Genomic DNA, 24,399 nt, shown 5'->3' with positions numbered 1-24,399 from the left:
TCAGGCGCCGATCCGGCCGCCCGACTTCCACACGGCGACGACAGCGGGACGCGGCTGCGAACTTCCGCCGTCGGGCCAGTGTGAGGCGGGGTTGTCGGCGCTGGCGTCGTCGGATTCACCCGGGTGCTGCACGCACACGACCACTCGATCCTCGTCGATGATCGGCCCGCACGTCTCGGCGCCCTTCGGCACCGACAGGAACTGTTTGGTTTCGCCGCGGTTCGCGCCGTCGAGGGTGACGCTGAACAGTCCGTCGTTCGACTTCAGCGCGTTGCCGTCGGTGGAGATCCACAGATTGCCGTGCGTGTCGAACGCCAGGTTGTCGGGGCACGAGATGGGGCTGACCTTCGCCTTGTCGAACCCGCCGAAGTAGGTGTCGGCTTCTTTCGGGTCGCCGCAGACGAGCAGCAGATTCCAGGTGAACGACGTGCCGGCGTGGTCGTCGGTGAGCTCGAGAACCTGCCCGTTCTTGTTGTTGTTGCGGGGATTCGCCTCGTCGGCGGCGGCAGCGCCGTCGACGCCTCGCTTGGTGTTGTTGGTCAGCGCCACATACACCTTGCCCGTCTTCGGGTTCGGCTCGAAGTCCTCGGGGCGGTCCATCTTGGTGGCACCGACCCTGTCGCCGGCCTCGCGGGTGAAAACCGCGACCTCCTCGGCGCTCATGCCGTCGACGAGGGACTCGCCCCTGCCGTCTTCGCCGGTGCGAAGCAACGGAATCCACACGCCGGTGCCGTCGAAGGAACCGCTCGACGGCAGCGTGCCGGAGCCGTCGATCTCGTCCGAGGAGTTGCCGCTGAACTTGGCGACGTACAGTGTGCCGGCGTCGAGCAATGTCATGTTGTGGCGCACGGCCGCCTGGCTGTTGCCGTCCATCATCTTTCGGCTGGAGACGAACTTGTACATGTAATCGAAGCGCTCGTCGTCCCCGCTGTAGGCGACCACGGTGCCCTCGTCGGTGACGTGGATGGTCGCGGCCTCGTGCTTGAACCGGCCGAGTGCGGTGTGCTTGACCGGCGCGGACGCGGCATCCCAGGGATTCACCTCGACGACGTACCCGAAGCGGTTCACCTCGTTGGGGTCCTGCGTCAAATCGAAACGGCGGTCGAAACGCTCCCACTTACGTTCGGAGGCAGCACCTTCCAGGCCGTAACGCTTCAAGCGCGCGGCGACGACCGGGTCGGTGACCAGTTCGGCGTTCGCGAAGTACTGGTTGAAGTTCTCCTCACCCGACAGCACCGTGCCCCATGGCGTGAGGCCGCCGGAGCAGTTGTTGAGGGTGCCGAGGACCCTGGTGCCCGTCGGATCGGCAGACGTCTTCAGGAAGTCGCTGCCGGCCGCGGGCCCGGTGACGACGAACTCGGTGGTCGCGGTGATGCGCCGGTTGTAGGGTCCGAAACCGGGAGTGAGCTTGCCGGAGCCGCTCTGACCTTTCACCTGCAGCACGGACAGTCCATGGGCGGCGAGTGCGATCTGGAATTGTTCGGGAGATGGATTGTCGGCGTCATACCCCTTGAACATGAACGGCTCGCTGCTGTACTCGTGATTGACCACCAACAGGAACGTGTCGGGCCGGCCGTCGACGGGGAGGAGTCCGGCGAAGTCGTTGTTGTATCCGAACTGTTGCGCCTGCGCGGCCGCGGTCTGATTGTCGAAGTCGAATGCGGGGGCGCCGGCGAGGACCGGGTCACCCCAGCCGATCACGACCGCCTGCTCGTATCCCTCGGGAACGACGACGGCGTCCTCGGTGTTCGGGGCCACGGCCGTGAAGTTCGTGCCGTTCGGCGCGGCATTGTCCGAGCCCCCTGTGCTCGAACTACTGCCGCTGTCCGAGTCGGTCGAACATGCTGCGAGCGCACTGCCCGCACCCACGGCGAGCACCGCCATCCCGGCACCGCGCAGGACGCCCCGCCGGGAGAGTGCCGCACGGGCGATGTCGCGGAAGTACTCACCCTGCGAATCGTTGGGCACGTCGTGGGAGCAGGCGTTGCCGCACTTGTACTGGCAGGTGACGGCGGCGCGCGACGACACGCCGTCGTGGGTGACGAACAGTGCGAGGGGTTTCAAGCTCACCGTGGCTCCCGATTAGAAGTGGAATAACTTCGGCACCGTAGAAGTCGTAAACAAGGGAAAGGGAACACCTGCGTGAACGGGCGACGAACGAGGCGACCCTAAGTCGTTGCTTCTACGTCTGGCGGACGGCCTGTCGGCCGTGCACCATGGAGAGATGGACCCGGTGGAGGCGCTGCGGGAAATAGCGTTCTGGCTCGAGCGCTCACGTGCCGAGACATACCGGATTGCCGCTTTCCGGCGGGCCGCGGACGTGGTCGCGAATCTGTCGGCCCGGGAGCGAGCCGCCCAGCAGAACGACAACTGGAAGTCGCTACCCGACGTCGGGGCCGAAGCTGCCGCGATCATCCGGGAGTGCGCGGAGTCGGTGCCGCTCTATCTCACGTACCTGCGGAGTTCCGCCGAGCCGATCGGACTCGGCGGCATGGAATTACTCGACGCCCTCCGCGGCGACCTGCACACGCATTCGGACTGGTCGGACGGCCGGTGCCCGATCAAGGAAATGATGCGCCGGGCGGCCACCCTGGGGCACGAGTACTGCGCGCTGACCGATCACTCGGCGCGACTGACGGCCGCCAACGGACTGACGTCGGAGCGCCTGCTCGCCCAGTTGAGCGTGATCGCCGAATTGAATGCCGAACTCGCGCCGTTCCGCGTCCTCACCGGCATCGAGGTCGACATCCTCGACGACGGGTCCCTCGACCAGGACGACGATCTGCTCGCGGACCTCGATGTCGTCGTCGCCAGTGTGCACTCCCACCTCGACAGCGACCGCGCCACGATGACGAAGCGGATGGTGCAGGCGGTCAAGTCCCCACACGTCGATGTTCTAGGGCATTGCACCGGAAGACTCGTCGCGGGAAACAGGGGCACGCGGCCCGAATCGAAGTTCGATGCGGAGAAAGTATTCGACGCGTGCCGCGAGCACGGCACAGCGGTGGAGATCAACGCCCGGCCCGAGCGGCGGGATCCGCCCGGCCGCCTGATCGATCTCGCGCTCGCGAGCGGCTGCCTGTTCTCCGTCGACACCGACGCCCACTGCACCGGTCAGCTCGCGTGGCAGGGCTACGCCTGTGAACGCGCCGCCGAACGCGGCGTCGAGCCGGCGAACGTGATCAACACTCTGCCCGTGACCGAGCTGCTGGCGTGGACCGGCGCACCCCACCGGCACTGACCCGTGGCCTGCTCATTGCGCTCACGGTCGCCGCGTTGCTGATCGCTGCCATGTGGGCGTTGCAGCGAAAGCTGATTTATTTCCCCGACGCCTCCCCGGTGCCATCGGCCCTACAGCTGTTTACCCGCGCCGAGGACGTCACACTGACGACGTCGGACGGCCTCGAGCTGGGCGCCTGGTACGTGCCTCCGGTCGGTGCGAGCCGGGAGATGACCGTGCTCGTCGCCAACGGGAATGCGGGTAACAGGGCGGATCGGGCATTGCTGGCGTCCGATCTGGCGGACGCCGGTTTCGCCACCCTGCTCTTCGACTACCGCGGGTACGGCGGCAATCCCGGTGAGCCCAGCGAGAAAGGACTGGCACTCGACGTCCGAGCGGCATACCGACACCTCGTCGAGGAGCGCCGGGTGCCCCACGAGCGGTTGCTGTACTTCGGTGAAAGCTTGGGCACCGGTGTGGTCACCGAACTCGCCACCGAGTATCCGCCGGCGGGGATGCTGCTGCGATCACCGTTCGTCGACCTGGCCTCGCTCGGGGCCCGGCACTACCCGTTCCTGCCGGTCCGGTTGCTGCTGCGAGACCGATTCCCGGTCGCGGAGTCGGTGGCACGAGTCGACGTACCCACCACCGTGGTCTACGGGACGGCCGACACCATCGTGCCTCCCGACCACAGCGAACGGGTCGCCGACGCCGCCCGCGGACCGGTCGAGCGGGTGGCACTGCCAGGCGTGGGGCACAACGACGCCGTGATGTTCGGCGGTGCCACCATCGTCGACGCCACCGTGGCCCTCGCCGAGAGGGCGCTCCGCGCCCCGTGAGTGGTTAACGAGTCTCTGGACTCGCCGGCCACGCACAGGCGTTAGCGCACGATCACGACGTCCAGGGTGCGGGGGCCGTGGACGCCTTCGACGCGGTTGAGCTCGATGTCGCTGGTGGCGCTGGGGCCGCTGATGAACGTGAGCGGCCTGGTCGGGTCTAGGGCGTGGAAGGCTTGCGGCACGGTGTCGACGATCTGGTCGGCGCGGATGATGCAGATGTGGTGATCGGGGACCAGGGTCAGTGCCCGTCTGCCCTGACCGACGCCGCCGTCGAGAACAATTGTCCCGGTGGCCGCGATGCCCAGAGTGCACCCGGTGACGACGACCTCTATCGCGTCGAGTTCGAGTGTCGACAACTCCGCGGGTGCACCGTCGACGACGACGCCACGTCGTGGTCGCCACGACTCCGGCAGATCCGGTGGGACGACGGCGCGCGCCCCTTCCGCGATCAACCCGGTGACGACCTCGGCGACCGTGCTCTCGTCGGCGCGATGGACCTGGGCGTGGTAGTCGTCGACGGTGTGGGCGAACTTCTCGACGTCTCCGGGACCGGACATCGGCTTCCGGTGATAGTCGCGGGGCACGGGTTCGGGAGTGGGTGCATCAGCGATCGCCGATCGGATCCTGGCCAGTATAGCGTTGCGGGCGTACATTATTCGGTGTCCTCGTGGGTGCGGGCCCACCACTGCCGGAAGGTTTCCTTCGGTGGGGAGGGAAGGTCTCGGCTCGACGTCCACTTCGATCCCGGGTACGGCAGCGACGTGATGCGTCCCTTCTTCCCGCCGAGCACCCGGCCGATCCTGGACGCCGTCTCGGCAGCGGCGAACCGCTTCTCGGATCCCATCACGAAGCCGGCGGCCTTCATCGCGAGGTCCTGCCCGCCGGGGAGGCCGTGCCGTTCCGAATCGACTTGCTCGGCCCGCAGATGCACCAGGATGCTCGGGATGTCGATGCGTACGGGGCACGCGTCGAAGCACGCACCGCACAGTGTCGACGCATAGGGCAGTGAGGCATTGGGGTCGTCGTGGCCGGTGGTGCCGGTGAGTTGCGGGCTGAGGATCGCGCCGATCGGCCCGGGATAGACGGAGCCGTACGCGTGGCCGCCCGCTCGCTCGTAGACGGGGCACACGTTCAGGCAGGCGCTGCACCGAATGCAGTGCAGAGCTGAGCGTCCCACATCGTCGGCGAGAACGTTGGTGCGACCGTTGTCGAGCAGCACGACGTGGAAGTTCTGCGGTCCGTCACCGGGATGAACGCCGGTCCACATGGAGGTGTACGGATTCATGCGTTCGGCCGTCGAGGAGCGGGGAAGCAGTTGCATGAAGACTTCGAGGTCGGTGAACGCGGGCACCAGCTTCTCGACGCCCATCAGCGTGATCAGGGTGTCGGGGAGGGTGAGGCACATCCGTCCGTTGCCCTCCGATTCCACCACCGCCAGCGTCCCCGTCTCGGCGACACCGAAGTTCGCGCCACTGATCGCCACCCTGGCGGAGAGGAACTTTCGTCGAAGGTGTGCCCGCGCGGCCATTGCCAGCGCCCGCGGATCGTCGGTGATGCCGGCATCGATGTCCGGCATCGACTTCAAGAAGATCTCGCGGATTTCGGCGCGATTCCGGTGAATTGCGGGGACCAGGATGTGACTCGGCTTGTCGTGTCCGAGTTGCACGATGAGCTCGGCGAGGTCCGTCTCGATCGCCGCGATCCCGTTCACCTCGAGGTACTCGTTCAGGCCCGTCTCCTGGGTGGCCATCGACTTGACCTTCACGACCTCGTCGGATCCGGTGGCCCGGACGAGGTCGGTGATGATCCGATTGGCCTCTTCCGAGTCGCGCGCCCAGTGGACGGTTCCCCCACGGGCGGTGACGTTTTCCTCGAATTGCACCAACAGTTCCGGCAGCCGCGCCATCACCTGCGACTTCAGTGCACTGCCCGCTCGGCGCAGCTCCTCCCAATCGTCGACCTCGGCGACCGCGGCGATCCGCTTGTTTCGGATGGTGGTGGTTGCCGCCCCCAGGTTGGCGCGCAACTGGGTATCAGCGAGTGACTTTCGCGCCGCGTCGGGGAAAGATTCTGTGCCCCGGATGTTTCCGGTGCCCGCATGGAAGGTGGGTGAGCCGAGGAACGTGGTCATGCGTTGCTCCCGATCTTCTCGGTGCTCGCCAGAATCTCGGCGAGGTGGACGGTGCGCACTCCGCTGCGTAGCCGGGACAGTCCGCCGCCGATGTGCATCAGGCAGGACGAGTCGCCGGCGCTGCACACTTCGGCGCCGGTGCGGAGCACGTTGCCCATCTTGTCGGCGAGCATGGCCGTCGAGGTGTCGGAATTTTTCAGGGCGAAGGTTCCGCCGAAACCGCAACAGGAATCGGCGGCGGGAAGTTCGATCAGCCTCATTCCGCGAACCGCGCGGAGCAGTTGCAGGGGTTTATCGCCTACCCGCAACATCCGGAGCGAGTGGCAGGTGGGGTGGTAGGTGACGCGATGCGGGTAGTAGGCGCCGACGTCGGTGACACCCAGAACGTCGACCAGCAGCTCCGACAGCTCGTAGGTGCGGGCAGCGAGATCCTCGGCACGCGAGGCGAGGGACTCGTCACCGTAGCGTCGCGCCACCATTGCATGCTGATGACGGACGGACCCGACACACGAACCGGACGGTGCGACCGCCACATCCCAGGATTCGCTCTCGAACGCCTCGACGTGATGGCGGACCAGCGGAAGCGCCTCCGCCTGGTAACCGGTGTTGACGTGCATCTGCCCGCAACACGTCTGCTTCGGCGGAAACACCACCTGGTGGCCGAGGCGTTCGAGCAGCCGGACCGTGGCGGTGGCGCAGTCGGGAAACAGGGCATCCGCCAGGCATGTGGCGAACAAGGCGATCTTCATCGGTCCTCCAACCGGCTGGGCTGTGGTCTGACCACAGTAGCGCACTGTGGTCAGACCACACCAGGTAAACTCCGACTGTGCGTACACACGAGGTAGTCCTGCAGCGGATCGAGCGGGATCTGTCGGACGGAAAACTGGTGGTCGGCGGCCGATTGCCCGCCGAACGTGCGCTCGCCGAAGAGCTCGGGGTCGGCCGCTCCTCCGTCCGGGAGGCCATCCGAGTGCTCGAAGCGATGGGCATCGTCCGCACGGCGGTGGGTTCGGGCCCGGACTCGGGGGCAATCGTGGCGGCAGATCCGGCCGCGTCCATCGGAGTGGCCCTGCGACTGCATATGGCGACGCACACGCTGCCGATCCGTGACGTCGTCCAGACTCGCATCCTGCTGGAGTCGTGGGCGGTGCAGGAGGCTGCCGAACGGGCGAGCGAACTCGACCTGCAGGGGCTCGATGCACTGCTTGACGCCATGGACGACGAAACCCTGACGCCGGAGGCCTTCCACCGGCTCGACGCCGATCTGCACGTCGCGATGGCCGCGCTCGCTGGCAACGTCCTCGTCGAGGCCATGATGGTCTCGCTCCGCGAATCGATTTCCGGCTACGTCATGCAGGCCGTCCCGCAGCTCGACGACTGGAACGAGGTCGCGCAGAACCTGCGCTGCGAGCATCGCGCCATCGTCAACGCCCTACGCCGCGGGCACGGCACCAAGGCGTCCACCCTCGTCCGCGAACACATCGAGGGGTTCTACGGGCTGATTCGATAGGCGGCGCAGCGGCCTACAGCACCTGGGACAGGAACTGCTGCAGTCTCTCGGTCTGCGGTTTGTCGAAAAGCTGCTCCGGCGTACCGGTCTCGACCACAGCACCGTGGTCCATGAACAGCACCGTGTCCGACACCTCACGGGCAAAGCCCATCTCGTGGGTGACCACGACCATGGTCATACCGCCCTTGGCAAGGTCGGCCATCAACGCGAGGACCCCCTTCACCAGTTCGGGGTCGAGCGCGGAGGTGGCCTCGTCGAAGAACATCACCTCGGGTTTCATGGCCAGCGCCCGGGCGATCGCGACCCGCTGTTGCTGACCGCCCGACAGGTTGCCCGGCCGCGAATCGGCCTTGTGCGCCAGTCCGACGAGCTCGAGCTGTTCGAGCGCCAGCGTCCGCGCCTCCTCCTTGGACAGGCCCTTGAGCTTGCGTGGGCCGAGTGCGATGTTGTCGACGACGGTCTTGTGCGGGAACAGGTTGAACTGCTGGAACACCATGCCGATCTGCTGCCGCAACGTGTCCGGGTTGTCTTTCAGCACCGACTTGCCGTCGATCAAAATATCGCCCTGATCCGGTTCGTGCAGCCGGTTGAGCACTCGGAGCAGGGTGGACTTTCCGGAACCGGACGGGCCGATCACGGTGACGGTGTCCCCGGCGTCGACGTGGATGTCGACGCCGCGGAGCACCTTGTTGGTGCCGAACGCGAGGTGCAGGTTGGTGCCAGTGAGAGAGACGGCCATCGCCTTATCCCCTTTCCACGACGATGGACTGCTCCACCGGATCGAGCGTGCCGGACGTGTCGGCGCGGCCGGTGCGCAGACGGTGGTCGATGTAGTTGACGAGGTGTGTCAGCGGAATCGTCATGGCGAGATAGAACAGGCCGGCCGCGACGAGGGGCGACAGGTTTCCGGTTTGCGCGTTGAGATCGCGTCCCACGGCGAACAATTCGCGCTGCGTGACGAGCAGGCCGAGGAAGTAGATGAGCGACGAGTCCTTGATGAGGGAGATGAACTGGTTCATCAGTGCGGGCAGCACCCGCCGCACACCTTGGGGGATCACCACCAGCGTCATCGACTTGCGGTAACTGAAACCCAGGGCCCGGGCGGCCTCGAGCTGCCCCGGTTCGACGCTCTGGATTCCTGACCGGAAAATCTCACCGATGTAGGCGGACGCCAGCAGCGACAGTGCGGCGGCCCCCAGCCAGTACGGGTTGTTTCCGGTGAGGCCTCTCACCACCGGTCCCGCACCGAGCCCGACGATGAGGATGATCACCACGGCGGGAAGCCCGCGGAACACGTCGGTGTAGACCCGAGCCGGCCACCGCAGCCACCGCGTGCGGGAGATTCCGGCCATCGCGAGCAGCATGCCCAGCACGGTGCCGACGATGCCGGACGCCAACGCGAGAATCAGGGTGTTCGGCAGGCCGGTTTTCAGTAGATCGGGGAATGCCCGCGCGTACAGGTCCCAGTCGAAGAACGTGTCCTTCAGCTGTGCCAGTGTCGACTTCGGTTCGTTCACCGGGGTCTCGGCGTCGGTTTCGATGTTCTCGGCGGCGAGCGCCGCGAAGTCCGGCAGGTTCGGCTTCGGCGCCGCCTTGCTGCCGGGCTTCCATCCCTCGGGCAGTTCGCGAGGCACCCAGTCCGAATACAGTTCCGCCCACGTGCCGTCCTCGATGGTCGCGTCGAGACCGGAGTTCAGCGCGTCGATCAGAGGCTGGTTCTCCTTCGCGACAGCCCACCCGACGAAGTTGTTGACGCTGAACGTGTTCTGCGCGATCGACGTCGGATCCCCGGGCGCGATGGCACCTTCCGCCTGCTGCGACGGCGCCACCCATGCGTCGATCTGCCCCGACTTCAGGTTCGCGTACGCCGTGGCGTAGTCGGGGAACTTCACCGGGTCGAGCTTCAGTGTGTTGACGACGTAGTCGTCCTGCACGGTGCCCTGCACGACGCCGATGCGGGTGGACGCGTTCAGGTCGTCAAAGCCCTTGATGGGTCCGCCGTTGGGGACGACGAGGGAGAAATAGCCGAAGTCGTAGCCGTTGGTGAAGCCGACGGTATTACGCCGCTCGTCCGTCGTCGTGATCGAGGACGATCCCACGTCGAACCGTCGCCCCGACACCTGCGCGAGGAGTCCGGCGAATTCGGTGCCGACGAAGTCGACGCGCAGACCGAGCTTCGCCGCGACGGCCTTCAGGAGTTCGTTGTCGTATCCCGTGAACTGGTTCTCGGCGTTCACGCAGATGCTCGGGGGTGCGTCCGACAGCGTGCCCACTGTCAGAACGCCGGGGGTGATGAGGTTCAGCTTCGACGTATCGATCTGGTTCAGCGGGGTGACATCGGGCGTGGTGTAGCGATCTTCCGCGCCGGCGCCCGCCGATGCGTCCAGGTTGGTGGGCGCAGCGGTCGCGGCGCCGACTCCCGGTGGCGCACACAGATCCTGTGGCGCCGCCCCCGAAGAACTGCTGTCGCTCGAACACGACGACAGGGTCAGCGCCATCAGGGCGGTCAGCAACAATGCCACCACCACACGGATCTTCGCTCCCACGGAAGAAAACATGGTGAGCAGCGTAACCCCGGCGGTGGCTGACGAGCGGGGTCGGAAGACGCGTGAGCGACGCCCGTCACTCCTCTCGTTTGGCATACATACAAGAGGAGTGACGACGATGGACGAAGCACGGCGGGCAGCGCGCGCGACCCGTGAATCCGGCCGTCAGACCCGCGACAGCTGCTGACAAACCAGAAAGGCGCACGGGCCGCAGACCTTGACAGGATATGAGCCCGACAGTCAATATATGCAAACGCTTAGAAAATAAGCAGACGCTTAGAATCGAATCGGTAGGAGTTCCGCATGCCCGAGGCCGTCATCGTTTCCATCGCCCGTTCCCCGATCGGTCGCGCCATGAAGGGGTCGCTCAAGGGCATGCGCCCGGACGACCTGGCCGCGCAGATGGTGCAGGCTGCCCTGGACAAGGTCCCCGCCCTCGACCCCACCGACATCAACGACCTGATCCTGGGTTGCGGGCTGCCCGGCGGTGAGCAGGGCTTCAACATGGGCCGCAACGTCGCCGTGCAGTTGGGCTACGACTTCATTCCCGGCACCACCATCACCCGCTACTGTTCCTCGTCGCTGCAGACCACCCGCATGGCATTGCACGCGATCAAGGCCGGTGAGGGTGATGTGTTCATTTCCGCCGGTGTGGAGACGGTGTCCCGGTTCACCGCGGGCAGCTCCGACTCGCTGCCCGACACCCAGAACCCGCTCTACGCCGACGCTCAGGCCCGCACCGAGAAGCTCGCCCAGGGCGGCCAGCAGTGGGTCGACCCCCGCGAGGAAGGGCTCGTCCCCGACACCTACATCGCGATGGGCCAGACCGCCGAGAACGTCGCCCAGATCACCGGCATCACCCGCGAGGAGCAGGACCGGTGGGCGGTGCGCTCGCAGAACCGCGCCGAGGAGGCCATCAACAGCGGCTTCTTCGAGCGGGAGATCACCCCGGTCACGCTGCCCGACGGCACCGTCGTGTCGAAGGACGACGGCCCCCGCGCCGGCACCACCTACGAGGCCGTGTCGCAGCTCAAGCCGGTGTTCCGGCCGGACGGCACCGTGACCGCCGGTAACGCGTGCCCGCTCAACGACGGCGCCGCCGCCCTGGTGATCATGTCCGACACCAAGGCCAAGGAGCTGGGGTTGACCCCGCTGGCGCGGATCGTGTCGACCGGGGTGTCCGGGCTCTCGCCGGAGATCATGGGGCTGGGCCCGATCGAGGCCACCAAGCGGGCCCTGGCCATCGCCGGGATGGGTATCTCCGACATCGACTTGTTCGAGATCAACGAGGCGTTCGCGGTGCAGGTCCTCGGGTCGGCGCGGGAACTCGGCATCGATGAGGACAAACTCAACGTCTCCGGCGGCGCCATCGCCCTCGGTCACCCGTTCGGCATGACCGGTGCCCGGATCACCGCGACCCTGCTGAACAACCTGCAGTCCAGCGACAAGCAGTTCGGTGTCGAAACCATGTGCGTCGGCGGTGGCCAGGGCATGGCCATGGTCCTCGAACGGCTGTAGGCGGCTGCGCCGCCCGTGAGTGGTTAACGAGTGCAGAGACTCGTTAACCACTCACGGGCGCGGAGCGCCTATGCGAGGCCGGACAGCGGCGGCGGGGTGTTCTCGTCCCGCCACGCGATGGCTTCCTTCAGTTCGGTGAGGTCGAAGTCGGGTCCGCTGGTGCCGACGGTGAATAGTGTGACCCCGGCGTCGACGTAGGCGGCGGCTTCGTCCGAGCCCGGCCAGGACGTGGAGTGCGCAATGGTGTCGGGGTTGCGACCGTGGTCGGCGCAGCGGTCGGCGAGGATGCCCGACTTCCGCGCGTGGGTTTCGATGTCGCTGAAGCTGTGCCAGATGTCGCCGTATTGTGCGACGAGGGGCAGTGTCCTCTTCTCGCCGCCGCCCCCGATGAGGATCGGGATGTGCCGCGTGGGCGCGGGTTCGAGCTTGCCGAACCGGGCGGTGATCCGCGGCAAGTACTCGGCCAGCAGGTCCAGCCGCGACCCCTTGGTGCCGAAGTCGTACCCGTATTCGTCGTAGTCGCGCTCGAACCATCCGGAACCGATCCCGAGGATCAGCCGTCCCCCGCTGATGTGGTCGACGGTGCGGGCCATGTCGGCGAGCAGGTCCGGGTTGCGGTAGCCGGCGCAGGTGACGAGGGCGCCGATTTCCACTCGTTCCGTCTGTTCGGCGAATGCTCCGAGCATCGTCCAGCATTCGAAGTGGGCACCGGCCGGGTCGCCGTACAGCGGGTAGAAGTGGTCCCAGTTGAAGACGATGTCGACGCCGGCGTCTTCGGCCCGCAGAACGGCGTCGCGAATCAGTCCGTAGTCGGGCGCGTGCTGCGGCTGAATCTGGACACCGATTCGAACTGAACGGGTCATACGTGGCTCCTCGAATGAGTGCGGCGGCCCTGTGTCGAGGGCCCGTGCGTGCAGGTCGTTTACGAATCCATCTTGCTCGCCTCGACGGGGTACGGCCACCGACTCCGTGTGAACCGGTCAACTCCCGGGTACTTGACGGCAGGCCAGACCGTTGACGACCGAGATGAGGTTCGACCCGATGAGCGCTGTGTCCGCCTTCGTATTCGCACCGTCGCCCTTGCTGACGGTGACGATCGAAGCTGCCCCGGACGAGAGCACCGAACTGCACGTGCACGCCGGTGGACAGGGGGTATGGATTGCCAGGATGGCGGCGACGCTCGGCCTCGACGTCACGTTGTGCGGGGTGTTCGGTGGGGAGACGGGGGGCATCCTCCAGTCCCTCATCGAGCGTGAAGGTATAAAGGTCCGCGCGATTTCCACGGCCGGTGAGAACGGGTCCTATGTTCACGACCGCCGTGGGGGTGATCGGAAGCCGCTGGCCGAGGTCCGCCCACGAGTCCTGTCTCGGCACGAGGTCGACGACCTGTTCGGCGGGTCGCTGGCCGAGGGAATCACAGCGGATGTCGCGGTGCTCGGCGGCCCACACGAGAACAATGTGGTGCCCCCGGAGATTTACACCCGGTTGGTGGGAGATCTTCGGGCGTTGAAGGTTCCGGTGGTTGCCGACCTGTCCGGTCCCACGATGACGGCGGCCCTCGAGGGTGGCCTGACTGTACTGAAGGTGAGCCATGAAGATCTCATCGAGGACGGGCGCGCACAGTCGGAGAAGCCGGAGGATCTCGCCGAAGCGATGCGTGCCCTTGCGGCGGAAGGAGCCGACCACGTCGTCGTCTCACGAGCAGGAGATCCGGCGATGGCCCTCGTCGACGGCGACATCTGGGAGGTGCTGATTCCGCCCATGAATATCGTCGACCACCGGGGTGCCGGAGACTCGATGACCGCCGGTATCGCCGCAGCCTTGGCCCGCGGCACATCGATGAACGACGCATTGCAGTTCGGCGCCGCAGCCGGCGCTGTGAACGTGACGCGCCGTGGTCTCGCGACGGGACAACCGGACCTGATCGCGAAGATGGTGGAGAACATTCGGGTGCGGCGGATGACCGAGCCGAAGGGGCAGAAGCAGTGAGGGCTCTGGTCACCAATGACGACGGCGTGGACAGTCACGGTATTTCCCTGCTCGCCCGCCTGGCGTTCGCCGCCGGACTCGACGTGGTGGTCGCGGCACCGCACGAGGAGCGCAGTGGAGCGAGTGCGTCGCTGACCGCGTTGGAAAGCAACGGCCGGCTGCGGATGTCGAGGCGGGAATTCCCGGACCTTCCCGGGGTGGCGGTCCATGCGGTGGAAGCGTCCCCCGCGCTGATCAGTTTCGTGGCGACGAGCGGTGCGTTCGGGCCGCCACCGGACATCGTGCTGTCGGGAATCAATCACGGCCCCAACACTGGTCACGCGATTCTGCATTCGGGCACGGTCGGGGCGGCGCTGACGGGCGCCACGCACGGCACGCTGGCGTTGGCGGTGTCGCTGGCCACGTCGAACCCCAGGCATTGGGACACCGCCGAAGTCGTGTGCCGGCAGGCGTTGGACTGGATCGTCGAGAACGGCACCGCGGGCACGGTGCTGAATGTGAACGCACCGGACATTCCGCTCGACGAGTTGAAGGGGCTGCGCCCGGCCCCGCTCGCGGCATTCGGCGCCGTCCAGGCGAACGTCGGTGAAGCGGACGACGGGTTCGTGACCGTCACGTTCGCCGAAATTCACGCCGACGACAACGAGGATTCCGAGGAGACCGATGCCGGTGTCCTCGTGCGTGGTTGGGCGAGCGCGACCGCGCTCAGGGCACCTTTCGAGGCGGTCGACGTGGACATCAGCACGTTGAACTGGACACGCTGACCGGGCGATCCGGCTGTGCTGGTCACCGGCATCAACTCAGCCGCACACCACCCGCCAGCAGCATCGCCCGCAGGACGAACGCTGCTTCCGGGCCGATGATTTCACCCACCAAGGTGAGGTAGCGGTCGACGTACTCCGGTCCGTGTGCCGCGGTGCTCGGATCGTCGGGGTCGGAGGGGTCCAGGTGATGTGCGATCTCGTGCAGTACCACCAGTTCCCGGAATGCCCAGGCTTTGCCGCTGCGGTACTCGGGGACGGCCATTGTGGCGCAGTCACTTTCGTAGTGCGCGGCCTTGCTGCCCGCCCTCGTGCGCACATGGATCGGCGTGGCGGCTCGCGCCCACATCTCCCGCACCCAGTTGAGAGCGAGCACCCGGTTCACGTAGTCCTGCACCGACTCGATGGACGCGAATTTCCGTTCCACCGGCAGCGTCACCTGCGACCCCAGCACGTCGACGACGCGCAGCCCACGCTCGTCGGCGCGATCGAACATCGTGCGCACCAACGCTTCCGCCTCATAGACGGCAGCACGCTGGGTGTCGCGGGTGCGCCTCACGACGGAATCTGTTTTCGTGCGGTCGACAGCTCGGGCGAATTGCTCAATCGCGCCGTCCGTGCGGCCCGGTCCCCGGCCCGGCGAGCGCCCGACGCGTGGCCCGCCGACGCGCGCGCCCCACGCCACGTCCCGCGTGCCTGAGAGTTCTCGGAGTAGTAGTCCTTCAGCTCGAGCTGCTTGTCGCGCAGCACTAGCGCGGTCTCCGCCGACGACTCCGGAACGGACGTCGCCTCGTCCTCGGCGTCCCTCTTCGCGTCGGCGAGGCGGTGCCCGATGCGTGCTGCGTAGGCGAGTTGAAAGTTCAGCCGGGCGGTCACACCCGCAACCGGTCGCCGCACCGTGGTCCGGACCCGACGCCGTCCGCGCTGCTCGACCTGGGTGCGCATCGTCGTCTCGTTCCGGTACTCGCCCGATTTGATGTAGGCGTCGGACGCCCTCACCATCTGGATCAGCAGGCTCGTGTACAGGGCCTCGCACACGTCGATGTCGCCGGCGAATCCGTAGGCGTAGATCACGGCCGACGTCTGTGCGATGTCGCATTGGACGTCGTTGGCGGCGGCGATAACCAGAAACAGCTGCGCGTAGGTGCGCAGTCCCTTCTTGCCCGGTTCCCCGATGGTGATCAGGCGTTGAGCAGGGGTAGCCCGCTTCTCCTTGCCCGCAGCGTGTGACCGGGCCACGGCCAGGTCGATGGAGGCGGCCGTCGCGAGCCGCTGCGCCGCGGCCATGAACGCTTCACCCTCGTGCGGGTTGTCGGTGGATTCCGCCTGCCGGAGCAGCCCACCGATGCGGGTCAGCATCTTGTCGGAACTCACCAGGGCAGGCTACGCCCGTGAGTGGTTGACGAGTCCAGACACTCCTCAACCGCGCACGGGCGCGGAGCGCCTCGGGACCCGGAAAGGTACATTCGCACGCACGTGCGCGCGCTGCGCCGGGTAGAAGGGACTTCGACGTTCATGGCCACAGTGACCTATGACGGTGCCACCTGTTTGTTCCCCGGCTCGGACAAGCCGGCCGTCGATCAGCTCGATCTGAAGATCGAGGACGGTGAGTTCCTCGTGCTGGTCGGACCCTCCGGCTGCGGCAAGTCCACATCACTGCGCATGCTCGCGGGACTCGAAGACGTGCACAGTGGGCGAATCCTCATTGGCGACCGGGACGTCACCGGCCAGGAGCCGAAGCAGCGGGATATTGCGATGGTGTTCCAGAACTACGCCCTCTATCCGCACATGTCGGTGGCCGAGAACATGGGTTTCGCGCTGAAGCTCGCCGGGAAACCGAAGGCCGACATCAGGCAGCGCGTCGAGGAGACGGCCAAGCTGCTCGACCTCGAGCCGTACCTCGACCGCAAGCCCAAGGCGCTGTCCGGCGGTCAGCGTCAGCGGGTCGCGATGGGCCGTGCGATCGTCCGGCAACCTCAGGTGTTCCTGATGGACGAGCCGCTGTCGAACCTCGACGCCAAGCTCCGCGTGCAGACGCGGACGCAGATCGCGCAACTTCAGCGCCGCCTCGAGACCACGATGGTGTACGTGACCCACGACCAGGTCGAGGCGATGACGATGGGTGATCGGGTGGCTGTGCTCAAGGATGGGGTGCTGCAGCAGTGCGCTTCGCCGCGCGACCTCTACAGCAAGCCGGCCAACGTGTTCGTCGCCGGCTTCATGGGTTCGCCGTCGATGAATCTGTTCACCTTGCCGATCACTCCGGACGGGGTCGTGCTCGGCGACGCGACGATTCCCCTGCCCCGCCAACTGCGCTCGGAATCGTCCGAAACCCAGGTGGTGGTGGGCATCCGTCCCGAGCACCTCGAGCTGTCCACCACGGGCATCCCGATGGAGGTCGCGGTGGTCGAGGAGCTCGGATCCGACGCCTACATCTACGGTCGCAGCACCGTCAACGGCGAGACACACCAGCTGGTGGCACGCGCCGATTGGCGGAACCCCCCACGCAAGGGCGACCTGGTGAAACTGCACGTCGATCCCGCCGCGGTACACCTGTTCTCGGCGTCCGAGGGATACCGGCTGAGCTAGCCGCGGAGTCCGCGCCGCCGTTCCTGAACGATTCAGGTCGGGGGTAATGCGGCACTTCGGCCGTGTTCCGTGCCACAGTATGTTCCGACACCGCACCGGTGCCGACGGATTTCGTGTGCAATGTGCCGGAATCCCGGTGCCGGTGGCGGGTTCATCCACATCTACCTACGGGGAGACTCCATGGTTCAGATTTCGAGAGCGGTCCGGCGCGCCGCGGTGCTTGCCACCGCTGCGTCGCTGGTCACGCTCACCGCGTGCTCGAGCGACAGCGGCAGCGACTCCACGTCGGAGAACCTCGACGGCCGCGGACCCATCACGTACGTCGAGGGCAAGGACACCACCGAGACCGGGGTCGTCCGCCAGATCATCGACGCGTGGAATGCCGAGCACCCGGACGAGCAGGTGACGTTCAAGGAGCAGTCGAACGACGCCGATCAGGCGCACGACGACCTCGTCCAGCACCTGCAGGCCAAGCAGTCCGACTACGACGTCGTGGCACTCGACGTGCCCTGGACCGCGGAGTTCGCGGCCAAGGGCTGGCTGCAGCCGCTGACCGGTGAGTTCGCGGTCGACAACACCGGAATCCTCCCCGCCACCGTGGAAAGTGCCACCTACAACGGCACCCAGTACGCGGCACCCAAGAACACCAACGGTGGGCTGCTGTACTACCGCAGCGACCTGCTCCCCGCCGCCCCGAAGACGTGGACGGAACTCGTCGCGGCGTGCGAGGTGGCCAAGACCAACAACATCGACTGCTACGCCGGTCAGTTCGCGCCCTACGAGGGCCTGACGGTGAACACCGCCGAGGTCATCAACGCGTTCGGTGGTTCGTTCGTCGGTGAGGACGGCAAGACCCCCACCGTCGACAGCCCGGAGTCCCGCGCGGGTCTGCAGGTCCTCGTGGACAACTTCAAGAACGGGGACATCCCGGCTCAGGACACCACGTTCAAGGAGCCCGAAAGCCAGAAGGCCTTCGAGGACGGCAAGGCGCTGTTCCTGCGTAACTGGCCGTACGTGTACGCCAACGCCGAGAAGGACTCGTCCGCGGTGAAGGGCAAGTTCGCGGTCGCCCCGCTGCCCGGCAAGGACGGCATCGGCACCTCGACGCTCGGTGGCTACAACGCCGCCATCAGCGCGTTCTCGGAGAACAAGGCAACCGCTCGCGACTTCCTGACCTTCCTGCAGGGCGAGCAGGCGCAGCGCATCATGGCGATGGACTCGCTTCCCCCGGTCCGTGCCGCGCTGTACGACGACCCGGAGATCGTGGCGAAGTACCCCTTCATGCCCACGCTGAAGGTGTCGATCGAAAACGCTGTTCCCCGCCCGGTCACCCCGTTCTACCCGGCTGTGTCGAAGGCCGTGCAGGACAACGCCTACGCCGCCATCAAGGGTGAGAAGTCCGTCGACCAGGCGATCACGGACATGCAGTCCGGTATCCAGTCCGCGGGCTCGTAGCAACACCGGCTCGTAGAACACAGGAGTGAAGATGGCCGTTCCGACTGGGACCACCAGTGGGGCGCCGGCCCGTACCGCGGCCGGGGATTCCGATCCCGGCCGCGGTACGCGTGCGGAGAGTGAGAACGGGCGACGCTTTGGGCTGAGCGGTCGCCGCGCGTGGCTGTTCGTCGTCCCGACGCTGGCGGTCCTGGCCGTCGTCATCGGGTACCCGGTGATCCGGGCCCTGGTGATGTCGTTCCAGAAGGATGCCGGTCTCGACCCGTCGACGGGCATGTTCGTCGAGGGCGGTTGGGCCGGATTCACCAACTACACGCACTGGATCCTGCAGCAATGCACCTCTCCGGGGGGTGCGGCCGTGGCGTGCCCCCCGGGCACACTCGGGTCCCAGTTCTGGTCGGCGGTCGGTAACACGGCCTTCTTCACCGTCGTCACTGTCGGCATCGAGGTCGCGATCGGCCTGTGGATGGCGATCATCATGGGCAAGACATTCAAAGGTCGCGCACTGCTGCGCGCGGCCGTCCTGATCCCGTGGGCCATCCCGACCGCGGTCACCGCCAAGCTGTGGTACTTCATCTTCGCCTACGACGGCATCGCCAACCGGTTACTCGGCACCCAGATTCTGTGGACGTCGGACGAATGGCCGGCCCGCTTCGCCGTGATCATCTCCGACGTCTGGAAAACCACTCCGTTCATGGCACTGCTGATCCTCGCCGGTCTGCAGATGATTCCTCAGGACGTGTACGAGGCAGCCCGCGTCGACGGCGCCTCGGCGTGGCAGCGGTTCCGCCGGATCACACTCCCTCTGGTCAAGCCTGCTCTGATGGTGGCGATCCTGTTCCGCACCATGGACGCCCTGCGCATGTACGACCTGCCCGCCATCCTGACGGGCGGCAACCCTGCCACCACCACCGTGTCGATACTGGTGGTCGACCAGGTGCGGCAAGGGTTCAACAGCGCGTCGGCGCTCTCGACCATCACATTCCTGATGATCTTCGCGGTCGCATTCGTCCTCGTGAAGTTTCTCGGTGCCAATGCCGTCGAAACTCAGGAAGCACAGCGAAAGGGGCCGAAGCCGTGACGCATCGCGCACCGGAACCGGACGTCCCCGACACCTCGGCGCGGCGCAACCGTCCCCGGCGATTCGCTTTCAAGAACACCCGCATCTACGTCGGCGTCGCGATCATCCTCGTCTGGGGTCTCGCCCCGTTCTACTGGATGATGGTGACGGCGTTCCGCGACCCCGACTACACCTTCGACACCACACCGTGGCCGACGCACTTGACCCTCGAGAACTTCCAGAACGCGTTGTCGACGAGCAGCGGCAACAACTTCACGCGGGCCTTGATCAACAGCATGATCGTCGGTGGCGTCACCACCGCGGTGGCTCTGGCTGTCGGCATCTTCACGGCCTACGCCCTGGCTCGTATCGAGTTCCGGTTCAAGTACGTGGTGGTCGGCATCGTGCTCGGCGCGTCGATGTTCCCCGTCGTCGCACTGGTCACTCCGCTGTTCCAGTTCTTCACGAACATCGGCTGGATCGGCACCTATCAGGCGATGATCATCCCCAACATCTCGTTCGTCCTCCCGCTCACCATCTACACCCTGACGTCGTTCTTCAAGGAACTCCCGTGGGAGCTCGAGGAGGCGGCCCGGATCGACGGCGCCAACCGGGGCCAGGCGTTCCGGCTGGTGATGTTGCCGCTGGCCGCGCCCGCGCTGTTCACCACCGCCATCCTGGCGTTCATCGCCACCGTCAACGAGTATCTCCTCGCCAGCCAGCTGTCGAGTGATGCCACCGAACCGGTCACCGTCGCGATCGCCCGGTTCTCCGGCAACGACCCGCATGTCGTGCCGTACGCGGCGATCATGGCAGCGGGCACCATCGTCACCATTCCGTTGGTGATCATGGTGCTGCTGTTCCAGCGCCGCATCGTGTCGGGGCTGACGGCCGGCGGCGTGAAGAGCTAACACCAGATGCATCCGGTGGCGAAGCGGCAGCGACTCGAGGTTCTCATCGGAATCCTCGGGTTCTTCACGGTGATGGCGTTCATCGCCGCGGTCGTGGAGGTGGTGAACGGTGATCCCGGTGTCACACCGGCGCTGGTGTTGCTGGGTTGTCTGCTGCTGTCGGGGCTCGCAGTTGCTGCGCGCGCCCGCGTCCGCTGAAACAGGACAAGTGGTCGGATTATTTGCTGATCGGTAGCGCGGTGCGCGTCACACTCGGGGCAATCACATAACATACGTACGGGGTGGGTGCGATGATCCTCCGTGACCGGATACCTGACCGGGAGTGTGTAAGTGAGTTCTGGCAACGACGCGACGGGCGATGGCACCGCCGAGTCCGGTGGCACGCCTGTCGGTGACGACGGCGCAGCAGCGACGAGCACGCCGCGAGCAGGGAAGAAGAAGTCCCGCCGCTGGCGCACGGTCCGCCGCGTCGGTCTGGGCGTGATTGCGCTCGTGCTGGTCATTCCCCTCGTGATGTTCCTGGTGAGTTACGTCCAGGCCGAGGTCCCGCGCCCGTCGGATATGAAGACCAATCAGGTGGCGACGGTGTTGGCCGCGGACGGCGCCACCGAATTGGCCAAGGTGATTCCCCCGGAGGGTAACCGCACCGAAATCGCGCTCGGGGAGATACCGCAGCACGTCCGGGACGCTGTCCTGTCGGCGGAGGACCGGAACTTCTACTCCAACCCCGGCTTCTCGATCACGGGATTCGTGCGAGCCGCCCGCGACAACGTCCTCGGCAAGGAAAGCGCCGGTGGCGGGTCGACGATCACCCAGCAGTACGTCAAGAACGTGCTGGTCGGCGCCGACCGAAACGTGTATCGGAAGATGCGCGAACTCGTCATCTCCACCAAGATGGCCCGCGAGTGGTCGAAGGACGAGATCCTCGCGGCCTACCTCAACACCATCTATTTCGGCCGTGGTGCCTATGGCATCGAGGCGGCGTCGCGGGCGTACTTCGACAAGCCGGTCGGTGAGCTGTCGGTGGCCGAAGGCGCCGTGCTGGCCTCGGTGATCCAGAGCCCGTCGTACCTCGACCCCGAAGCGAACGTCGACCAGTTGCAGGCCCGGTGGAACTACGTGCTCGACGGCATGGTCGAGATGGGTGTGCTCACCGCTCAGGACCGCAGCGAGATCGAGTTTCCGGCCGCGGCGCCGGCCAATCGGCCCACCGACGCCAACTCCGCGCCCGGCCCGGAGGGTCTGATCCGCAACCAGGTCCTCCGGGAGCTGTCGGACGCCGGGATCTCCGAGCAGACGCTGAACACCGAGGGCCTACAGATCACCACGACGATCGACCCGAAAGCGCAGCAGGCCGCGATCGACTCCGTGCACGAAACCCTTGAAGGGGAGGATCCCGGTCTGCGCACCGCGGTGGTGTCCATCGATCCGCGCACCGGCGGTGTCCGTGCCTATTACGGCGGTGAGGACGGTGCCGGATTCGATTACGCGCAGGCTCCGCTGCAGACGGGCTCGTCGTTCAAGGTGTTCGGCTTGGCCGCCGCGCTCGAGCAGGGAATTCCGCTCTCTGCACGCTTCAGCAGCGCCCCGCTGACCGTCGGCAATGTGCAGATCGGCAACGTCGAGGGTGAATCCTGCGGGACGTGCACCATCGCCGAGGCCACCAAACGGTCACTGAACACCAGTTTCTACCGGCTCATGATGTCCTTGGACAACGGTCCACAGTCCATTGCCGACGCCGCGCACAAGGCGGGGATTCCCGAGTTCATCCCCGGGGTACAGGGCAAAACGTTGAGTGAGAACGGCGGCGAACCCGAGGGCGGCATCGTTCTCGGTCAGTACTTGTCCCGTCCGATCGATATGGCGTCGGCGTATGCGACGCTCGCCGCCTCCGGCATCTACCACCCGCCGTACTTCGTCCAGCGCGTGGTGACCGCCGATGGAGTGGTCCTGTTCGATCGGGCGCCGAGCCCCGGGGAGCGTCGACTCGAGGCCGCGGTCGCCGACAACATAAGCCAGGCCTTGATGCCGGTGGCTGCCTATTCCCGTGGTCACGCACTCGCGGGAGGACGACCGTCGGCGGCGAAGACGGGCACCGCGCAGCTGGGCGATACCGGTGAGAACAAGGACGCCTGGATGGTCGGTTACACGCCGTCGTTGTCGACGGCGGTGTGGATCGGTAAGGCCGACGCCACCGCGATCAACAACAGCTGGGGTGGGCTGATCTACGGGTCCAGCCTGCCGTCCGACATCTGGAAGGGAACGATGGACGGTGCCCTCGAGGACACCGACTGGGAAGAATTCCCCTGGCCGGACCCCATCGGTGGGCAGGCGGGTGTTCCTTCGTGGAGCGGCGTTTCGAGTAGCGGCAGCGGGTCCGGAAGTGGCAACGGCCAAACCGCAAACCCGCCGCCGGCTCCCGTAGAGGCGCCGCCGCCGCCGGCACCGCTACCGCCGATCCAGCCCCCGCCGCAGCTCCAGTTACCGGCGCCCACGCAGATCGAAATTCTGCCGGGCGTGATCATTCCGCTGCCAGGCTAGAGTCGGCCGAACTTTCAGCCCAGGCTGCGGTACCCACCGCCCGGTGGTGCACGATGCGGGAGCACCACGATTCGCAGCGCTGCTCGTAGGCTGTCGGACGTCTTGGCCCAGGACTGGGCTTCGCTCTCACACATGTCCGCTTCTTCGGAGTCGTTCTCGCGGGCGAGTTCCGCGTTGTGGCGCCACTCGACTTCCTGGTCGGAGCAGAGGCGCAGGAATTCGAGGATGGTGTCTCGATCGCGACCGCAGATTTCGGCGACATCGTCGGCGTCCAGCCCGCTGTCGGAGTCCAGATGAATCAGTGTCATCAGTGCCGCGGGCAGCTCGTGGCTGCCGTGCTCGTCGGTGCCGATCGGACTCGTGGCGGTGGTGTTGAGGGTGCCGCCCAGGCGTTCGGCGAATGCCTCGTCGGCGGTATCGACGAGGTGCTCGAAAGTGCGGAACACCGACAGCAGATGTTCGGCCGCGAAAGGCGAACCGTCGATTCGCATGACGGCGACCACGTTGTCGACTATCAGCAGGAATTTGATGTCGGACCACTGACGGTTGAGATCGGCCAACGCTTCCGCAGCGCGGGTCCGGTCACTGATCGAATGGACCACGCGGGCAAACACCTCGACCCGGGCGTCGTCGTCGAGCACCCTGACGTAGGTGGGCATGTCACCGACCCAGACGAGGATGTCTCCGTCCCCGTCCTTCTCCGGTGCTTGCCCGAGCATCGATTCGACGGCCGTGTCGACGAGTTCCCGTAGACCTGTTCCGTTGCGCTGCCGAGCCGGTGTCTCGTCGGGGACGTCGAGCGGCGGGACATCGTGTCGACCCCGGGTGATCGCGTGCAGGAACGACGGATGCATGAGATCCCAGATTTCCCGGAACACGGCGATGGTCATCGTCGCCAGCCGAGTGGCCTCGGTGCGGTCGGCGTCGAGATAGAACGAAGCAGAGCCGTTACCCTCGTCGACGTCCGCCACCGCGTCCGGGCGGTTCCACCCGAGTTCGATCAGCCGATCGTGATCTTCCTCGGAAAGTTGACGCGCCGGATGCAGGAAAAGGTTGGACGGCACCTCACACCGCACCGCGTCACCGGCCCAGGCGAAGAATCGCACGCACGCGGCCGTCTCGGTGAGGCCGTCGTCGGTGCTGTCGTAACGCGACACCAGCACCAACTCGTCGTCGTCCTGCATTGCGCGCACATACCGGGTCAGACGGTCCTGGAACTGCGTCCATGCGTCGTCGATCTCCCGATCGAAAATGTTCTCGGACATCACGCCTCCCTCGATGAATCCTGGGTGTCACCGTAGAGGGCGGGTACGACAAGTATTCGAACAC

The 24,399-nt window shown here is 66.1% G+C and carries 22 protein-coding genes; 12 read left to right on the top strand and 10 right to left on the bottom strand.

Annotated features, from left to right (window positions below; all coding sequences use genetic code 11):
• Positions 1-2,070, bottom strand: coding sequence for a PhoX family protein (locus tag CBI38_RS29970; protein WP_109334642.1), 2,070 nt, complete (start codon positions 2,068-2,070; stop codon positions 1-3).
• 154 nt (positions 2,071-2,224) lie between these two features.
• Here CBI38_RS29970 and CBI38_RS29965 point away from each other — a divergent pair, with 154 nt between their 5' ends.
• Positions 2,225-3,241 (top strand): PHP domain-containing protein, encoded by a 1,017-nt coding sequence (locus tag CBI38_RS29965; RefSeq protein ID WP_109334641.1) that lies wholly within the window; start codon positions 2,225-2,227, stop codon positions 3,239-3,241.
• A 50-nt stretch (positions 3,242-3,291) separates the two neighbouring features.
• A complete protein-coding gene (locus CBI38_RS29960; protein ID WP_418328355.1) occupies positions 3,292-4,059 on the top strand; it encodes an alpha/beta hydrolase in 768 nt (255 codons plus the stop codon).
• A gap of 41 nt (positions 4,060-4,100) precedes the next feature.
• Here the strand turns inward: CBI38_RS29960 and CBI38_RS29955 are convergent, their stop codons facing one another.
• Genes CBI38_RS29955 through CBI38_RS29945 form a run of 3 tightly spaced genes read right to left on the bottom strand, consistent with a single transcriptional unit; the run spans position 4,101 to position 6,939 of the window.
• A complete protein-coding gene (locus tag CBI38_RS29955) occupies positions 4,101-4,712 on the bottom strand; it encodes a LutC/YkgG family protein (protein ID WP_109334640.1) in 612 nt (203 codons plus the stop codon).
• Complete coding sequence (locus tag CBI38_RS29950) at positions 4,712-6,190, bottom strand: LutB/LldF family L-lactate oxidation iron-sulfur protein (protein WP_109334639.1); 1,479 nt, start codon at positions 6,188-6,190, stop codon at positions 4,712-4,714. Before CBI38_RS29950 ends, CBI38_RS29955 begins: the two co-directional genes overlap by 1 nt.
• A complete protein-coding gene (locus CBI38_RS29945) occupies positions 6,187-6,939 on the bottom strand; it encodes a (Fe-S)-binding protein (RefSeq protein WP_109334638.1) in 753 nt (250 codons plus the stop codon). Before CBI38_RS29945 ends, CBI38_RS29950 begins: the two co-directional genes overlap by 4 nt.
• Positions 6,940-7,016: 77 nt before the next feature.
• On the opposite strand from CBI38_RS29945, the gene CBI38_RS29940 reads away from it, so the two are divergent.
• Complete coding sequence (locus tag CBI38_RS29940; RefSeq protein ID WP_109334637.1) at positions 7,017-7,700, top strand: FadR/GntR family transcriptional regulator; 684 nt, start codon at positions 7,017-7,019, stop codon at positions 7,698-7,700.
• Between the two features lie 13 nt (positions 7,701-7,713).
• Here the strand turns inward: CBI38_RS29940 and CBI38_RS29935 are convergent, their stop codons facing one another.
• Together CBI38_RS29935 and CBI38_RS29930 are read right to left on the bottom strand one after the other, a co-directional pair.
• Positions 7,714-8,439, bottom strand: a complete 726-nt coding sequence (locus CBI38_RS29935) for an amino acid ABC transporter ATP-binding protein (protein ID WP_109334636.1) — start codon at positions 8,437-8,439, stop codon at positions 7,714-7,716.
• 4 nt (positions 8,440-8,443) lie between these two features.
• On the bottom strand, positions 8,444-10,258 hold the full coding sequence (locus tag CBI38_RS29930; RefSeq protein WP_109334635.1) for an ABC transporter substrate-binding protein/permease: 1,815 nt from the start codon (positions 10,256-10,258) through the stop codon (positions 8,444-8,446).
• 291 nt (positions 10,259-10,549) lie between these two features.
• Here CBI38_RS29930 and CBI38_RS29925 point away from each other — a divergent pair, with 291 nt between their 5' ends.
• Positions 10,550-11,764: an acetyl-CoA C-acetyltransferase gene (locus CBI38_RS29925; protein ID WP_109334634.1), complete on the top strand. Its 1,215-nt coding sequence runs from the start codon at positions 10,550-10,552 to the stop codon at positions 11,762-11,764.
• Between the two features lie 68 nt (positions 11,765-11,832).
• Here CBI38_RS29925 and CBI38_RS29920 read toward each other — a convergent pair whose 3' ends face one another.
• Positions 11,833-12,627 (bottom strand): LLM class F420-dependent oxidoreductase, encoded by a 795-nt coding sequence (locus tag CBI38_RS29920; protein WP_109334633.1) that lies wholly within the window; start codon positions 12,625-12,627, stop codon positions 11,833-11,835.
• A 178-nt stretch (positions 12,628-12,805) separates the two neighbouring features.
• Between CBI38_RS29920 and CBI38_RS29915 the strand changes: the two genes are divergently transcribed.
• On the top strand, positions 12,806-13,753 hold the full coding sequence (locus CBI38_RS29915) for a 1-phosphofructokinase family hexose kinase (protein ID WP_230990015.1): 948 nt from the start codon (positions 12,806-12,808) through the stop codon (positions 13,751-13,753).
• Positions 13,750-14,517, top strand: coding sequence for a 5'/3'-nucleotidase SurE (surE, locus tag CBI38_RS29910; RefSeq protein WP_109334631.1), 768 nt, complete (start codon positions 13,750-13,752; stop codon positions 14,515-14,517). Before CBI38_RS29915 ends, surE begins: the two co-directional genes overlap by 4 nt.
• Positions 14,518-14,548: 31 nt before the next feature.
• Here surE and CBI38_RS29905 read toward each other — a convergent pair whose 3' ends face one another.
• Entirely contained in the window at positions 14,549-15,073 is a 525-nt protein-coding gene (locus CBI38_RS29905) for a TIGR04338 family metallohydrolase (RefSeq protein ID WP_109334630.1), read from the bottom strand.
• Entirely contained in the window at positions 15,070-15,888 is an 819-nt protein-coding gene (locus tag CBI38_RS29900) for a DUF2786 domain-containing protein (RefSeq protein ID WP_109334629.1), read from the bottom strand. The genes CBI38_RS29905 and CBI38_RS29900 overlap by 4 nt, the downstream gene beginning before the upstream one ends.
• A 141-nt stretch (positions 15,889-16,029) precedes the next feature.
• On the opposite strand from CBI38_RS29900, the gene CBI38_RS29895 reads away from it, so the two are divergent.
• From CBI38_RS29895 to CBI38_RS29870, 6 genes are all read left to right on the top strand, one after another.
• On the top strand, positions 16,030-17,103 hold the full coding sequence (locus tag CBI38_RS29895; RefSeq protein WP_109334628.1) for an ABC transporter ATP-binding protein: 1,074 nt from the start codon (positions 16,030-16,032) through the stop codon (positions 17,101-17,103).
• A 180-nt stretch (positions 17,104-17,283) separates the two neighbouring features.
• Positions 17,284-18,558, top strand: a complete 1,275-nt coding sequence (locus tag CBI38_RS29890) for an ABC transporter substrate-binding protein (protein ID WP_109335475.1) — start codon at positions 17,284-17,286, stop codon at positions 18,556-18,558.
• Between the two features lie 31 nt (positions 18,559-18,589).
• Positions 18,590-19,639: a carbohydrate ABC transporter permease gene (locus CBI38_RS29885; protein ID WP_109334627.1), complete on the top strand. Its 1,050-nt coding sequence runs from the start codon at positions 18,590-18,592 to the stop codon at positions 19,637-19,639.
• Positions 19,636-20,529: a carbohydrate ABC transporter permease gene (locus CBI38_RS29880; RefSeq protein WP_109334626.1), complete on the top strand. Its 894-nt coding sequence runs from the start codon at positions 19,636-19,638 to the stop codon at positions 20,527-20,529. Before CBI38_RS29885 ends, CBI38_RS29880 begins: the two co-directional genes overlap by 4 nt.
• 6 nt (positions 20,530-20,535) lie before the next feature.
• The gene (locus CBI38_RS29875) at positions 20,536-20,727 is read left to right on the top strand and encodes a hypothetical protein (protein WP_109334625.1); all 192 of its coding nucleotides are present in this window, start codon (positions 20,536-20,538) and stop codon (positions 20,725-20,727) included.
• Positions 20,728-20,859: 132 nt separating this feature from the next.
• Positions 20,860-23,070 carry a transglycosylase domain-containing protein gene (locus tag CBI38_RS29870; protein ID WP_109334624.1) on the top strand — a complete coding sequence of 737 codons (2,211 nt, stop codon included), beginning with the start codon at positions 20,860-20,862 and terminating at the stop codon, positions 23,068-23,070.
• A gap of 14 nt (positions 23,071-23,084) precedes the next feature.
• On the opposite strand, the gene CBI38_RS29865 is transcribed toward CBI38_RS29870, so the two are convergent.
• Positions 23,085-24,335 carry a T3SS (YopN, CesT) and YbjN peptide-binding chaperone 1 gene (locus tag CBI38_RS29865; RefSeq protein ID WP_109334623.1) on the bottom strand — a complete coding sequence of 417 codons (1,251 nt, stop codon included), beginning with the start codon at positions 24,333-24,335 and terminating at the stop codon, positions 23,085-23,087.
• Positions 24,336-24,399 lie beyond the last annotated feature (64 nt).

The sequence above is a fragment of the Rhodococcus oxybenzonivorans genome (assembly GCF_003130705.1).
In the GTDB taxonomy this organism is placed as follows: Bacteria; Actinomycetota; Actinomycetes; order Mycobacteriales; family Mycobacteriaceae; genus Rhodococcus_F; species Rhodococcus_F oxybenzonivorans.
The sequence above is the reverse complement of the archived record's forward strand: the minus strand, read 5'-3'. Positions and strand labels throughout refer to the sequence as shown.

What these genes read in the sequence shown, in the direction of transcription:
- CBI38_RS29930 (WP_109334635.1), bottom strand. Translation starts at nt 10,258, where the DNA reads ATGTTTTCTTCCGTGGGAGCGAAGATCCGTGTGGTGGTGGCATTGTTG.
- CBI38_RS29925 (WP_109334634.1), top strand. Translation starts at nt 10,550, where the DNA reads ATGCCCGAGGCCGTCATCGTTTCCATCGCCCGTTCCCCGATCGGTCGC.
- CBI38_RS29890 (WP_109335475.1), top strand. Translation starts at nt 17,284, where the DNA reads ATGGTTCAGATTTCGAGAGCGGTCCGGCGCGCCGCGGTGCTTGCCACC.
- CBI38_RS29920 (WP_109334633.1), bottom strand. Translation starts at nt 12,627, where the DNA reads ATGACCCGTTCAGTTCGAATCGGTGTCCAGATTCAGCCGCAGCACGCG.
- CBI38_RS29955 (WP_109334640.1), bottom strand. Translation starts at nt 4,712, where the DNA reads ATGTACGCCCGCAACGCTATACTGGCCAGGATCCGATCGGCGATCGCT.
- CBI38_RS29960 (WP_418328355.1), top strand. Translation starts at nt 3,292, where the DNA reads ATGTGGGCGTTGCAGCGAAAGCTGATTTATTTCCCCGACGCCTCCCCG.
- CBI38_RS29875 (WP_109334625.1), top strand. Translation starts at nt 20,536, where the DNA reads ATGCATCCGGTGGCGAAGCGGCAGCGACTCGAGGTTCTCATCGGAATC.
- CBI38_RS29945 (WP_109334638.1), bottom strand. Translation starts at nt 6,939, where the DNA reads ATGAAGATCGCCTTGTTCGCCACATGCCTGGCGGATGCCCTGTTTCCC.
- CBI38_RS29885 (WP_109334627.1), top strand. Translation starts at nt 18,590, where the DNA reads ATGGCCGTTCCGACTGGGACCACCAGTGGGGCGCCGGCCCGTACCGCG.
- CBI38_RS29965 (WP_109334641.1), top strand. Translation starts at nt 2,225, where the DNA reads ATGGACCCGGTGGAGGCGCTGCGGGAAATAGCGTTCTGGCTCGAGCGC.
- CBI38_RS29935 (WP_109334636.1), bottom strand. Translation starts at nt 8,439, where the DNA reads ATGGCCGTCTCTCTCACTGGCACCAACCTGCACCTCGCGTTCGGCACC.
- CBI38_RS29895 (WP_109334628.1), top strand. Translation starts at nt 16,030, where the DNA reads ATGGCCACAGTGACCTATGACGGTGCCACCTGTTTGTTCCCCGGCTCG.
- CBI38_RS29950 (WP_109334639.1), bottom strand. Translation starts at nt 6,190, where the DNA reads ATGACCACGTTCCTCGGCTCACCCACCTTCCATGCGGGCACCGGAAAC.
- CBI38_RS29865 (WP_109334623.1), bottom strand. Translation starts at nt 24,335, where the DNA reads ATGTCCGAGAACATTTTCGATCGGGAGATCGACGACGCATGGACGCAG.
- CBI38_RS29915 (WP_230990015.1), top strand. Translation starts at nt 12,806, where the DNA reads ATGAGCGCTGTGTCCGCCTTCGTATTCGCACCGTCGCCCTTGCTGACG.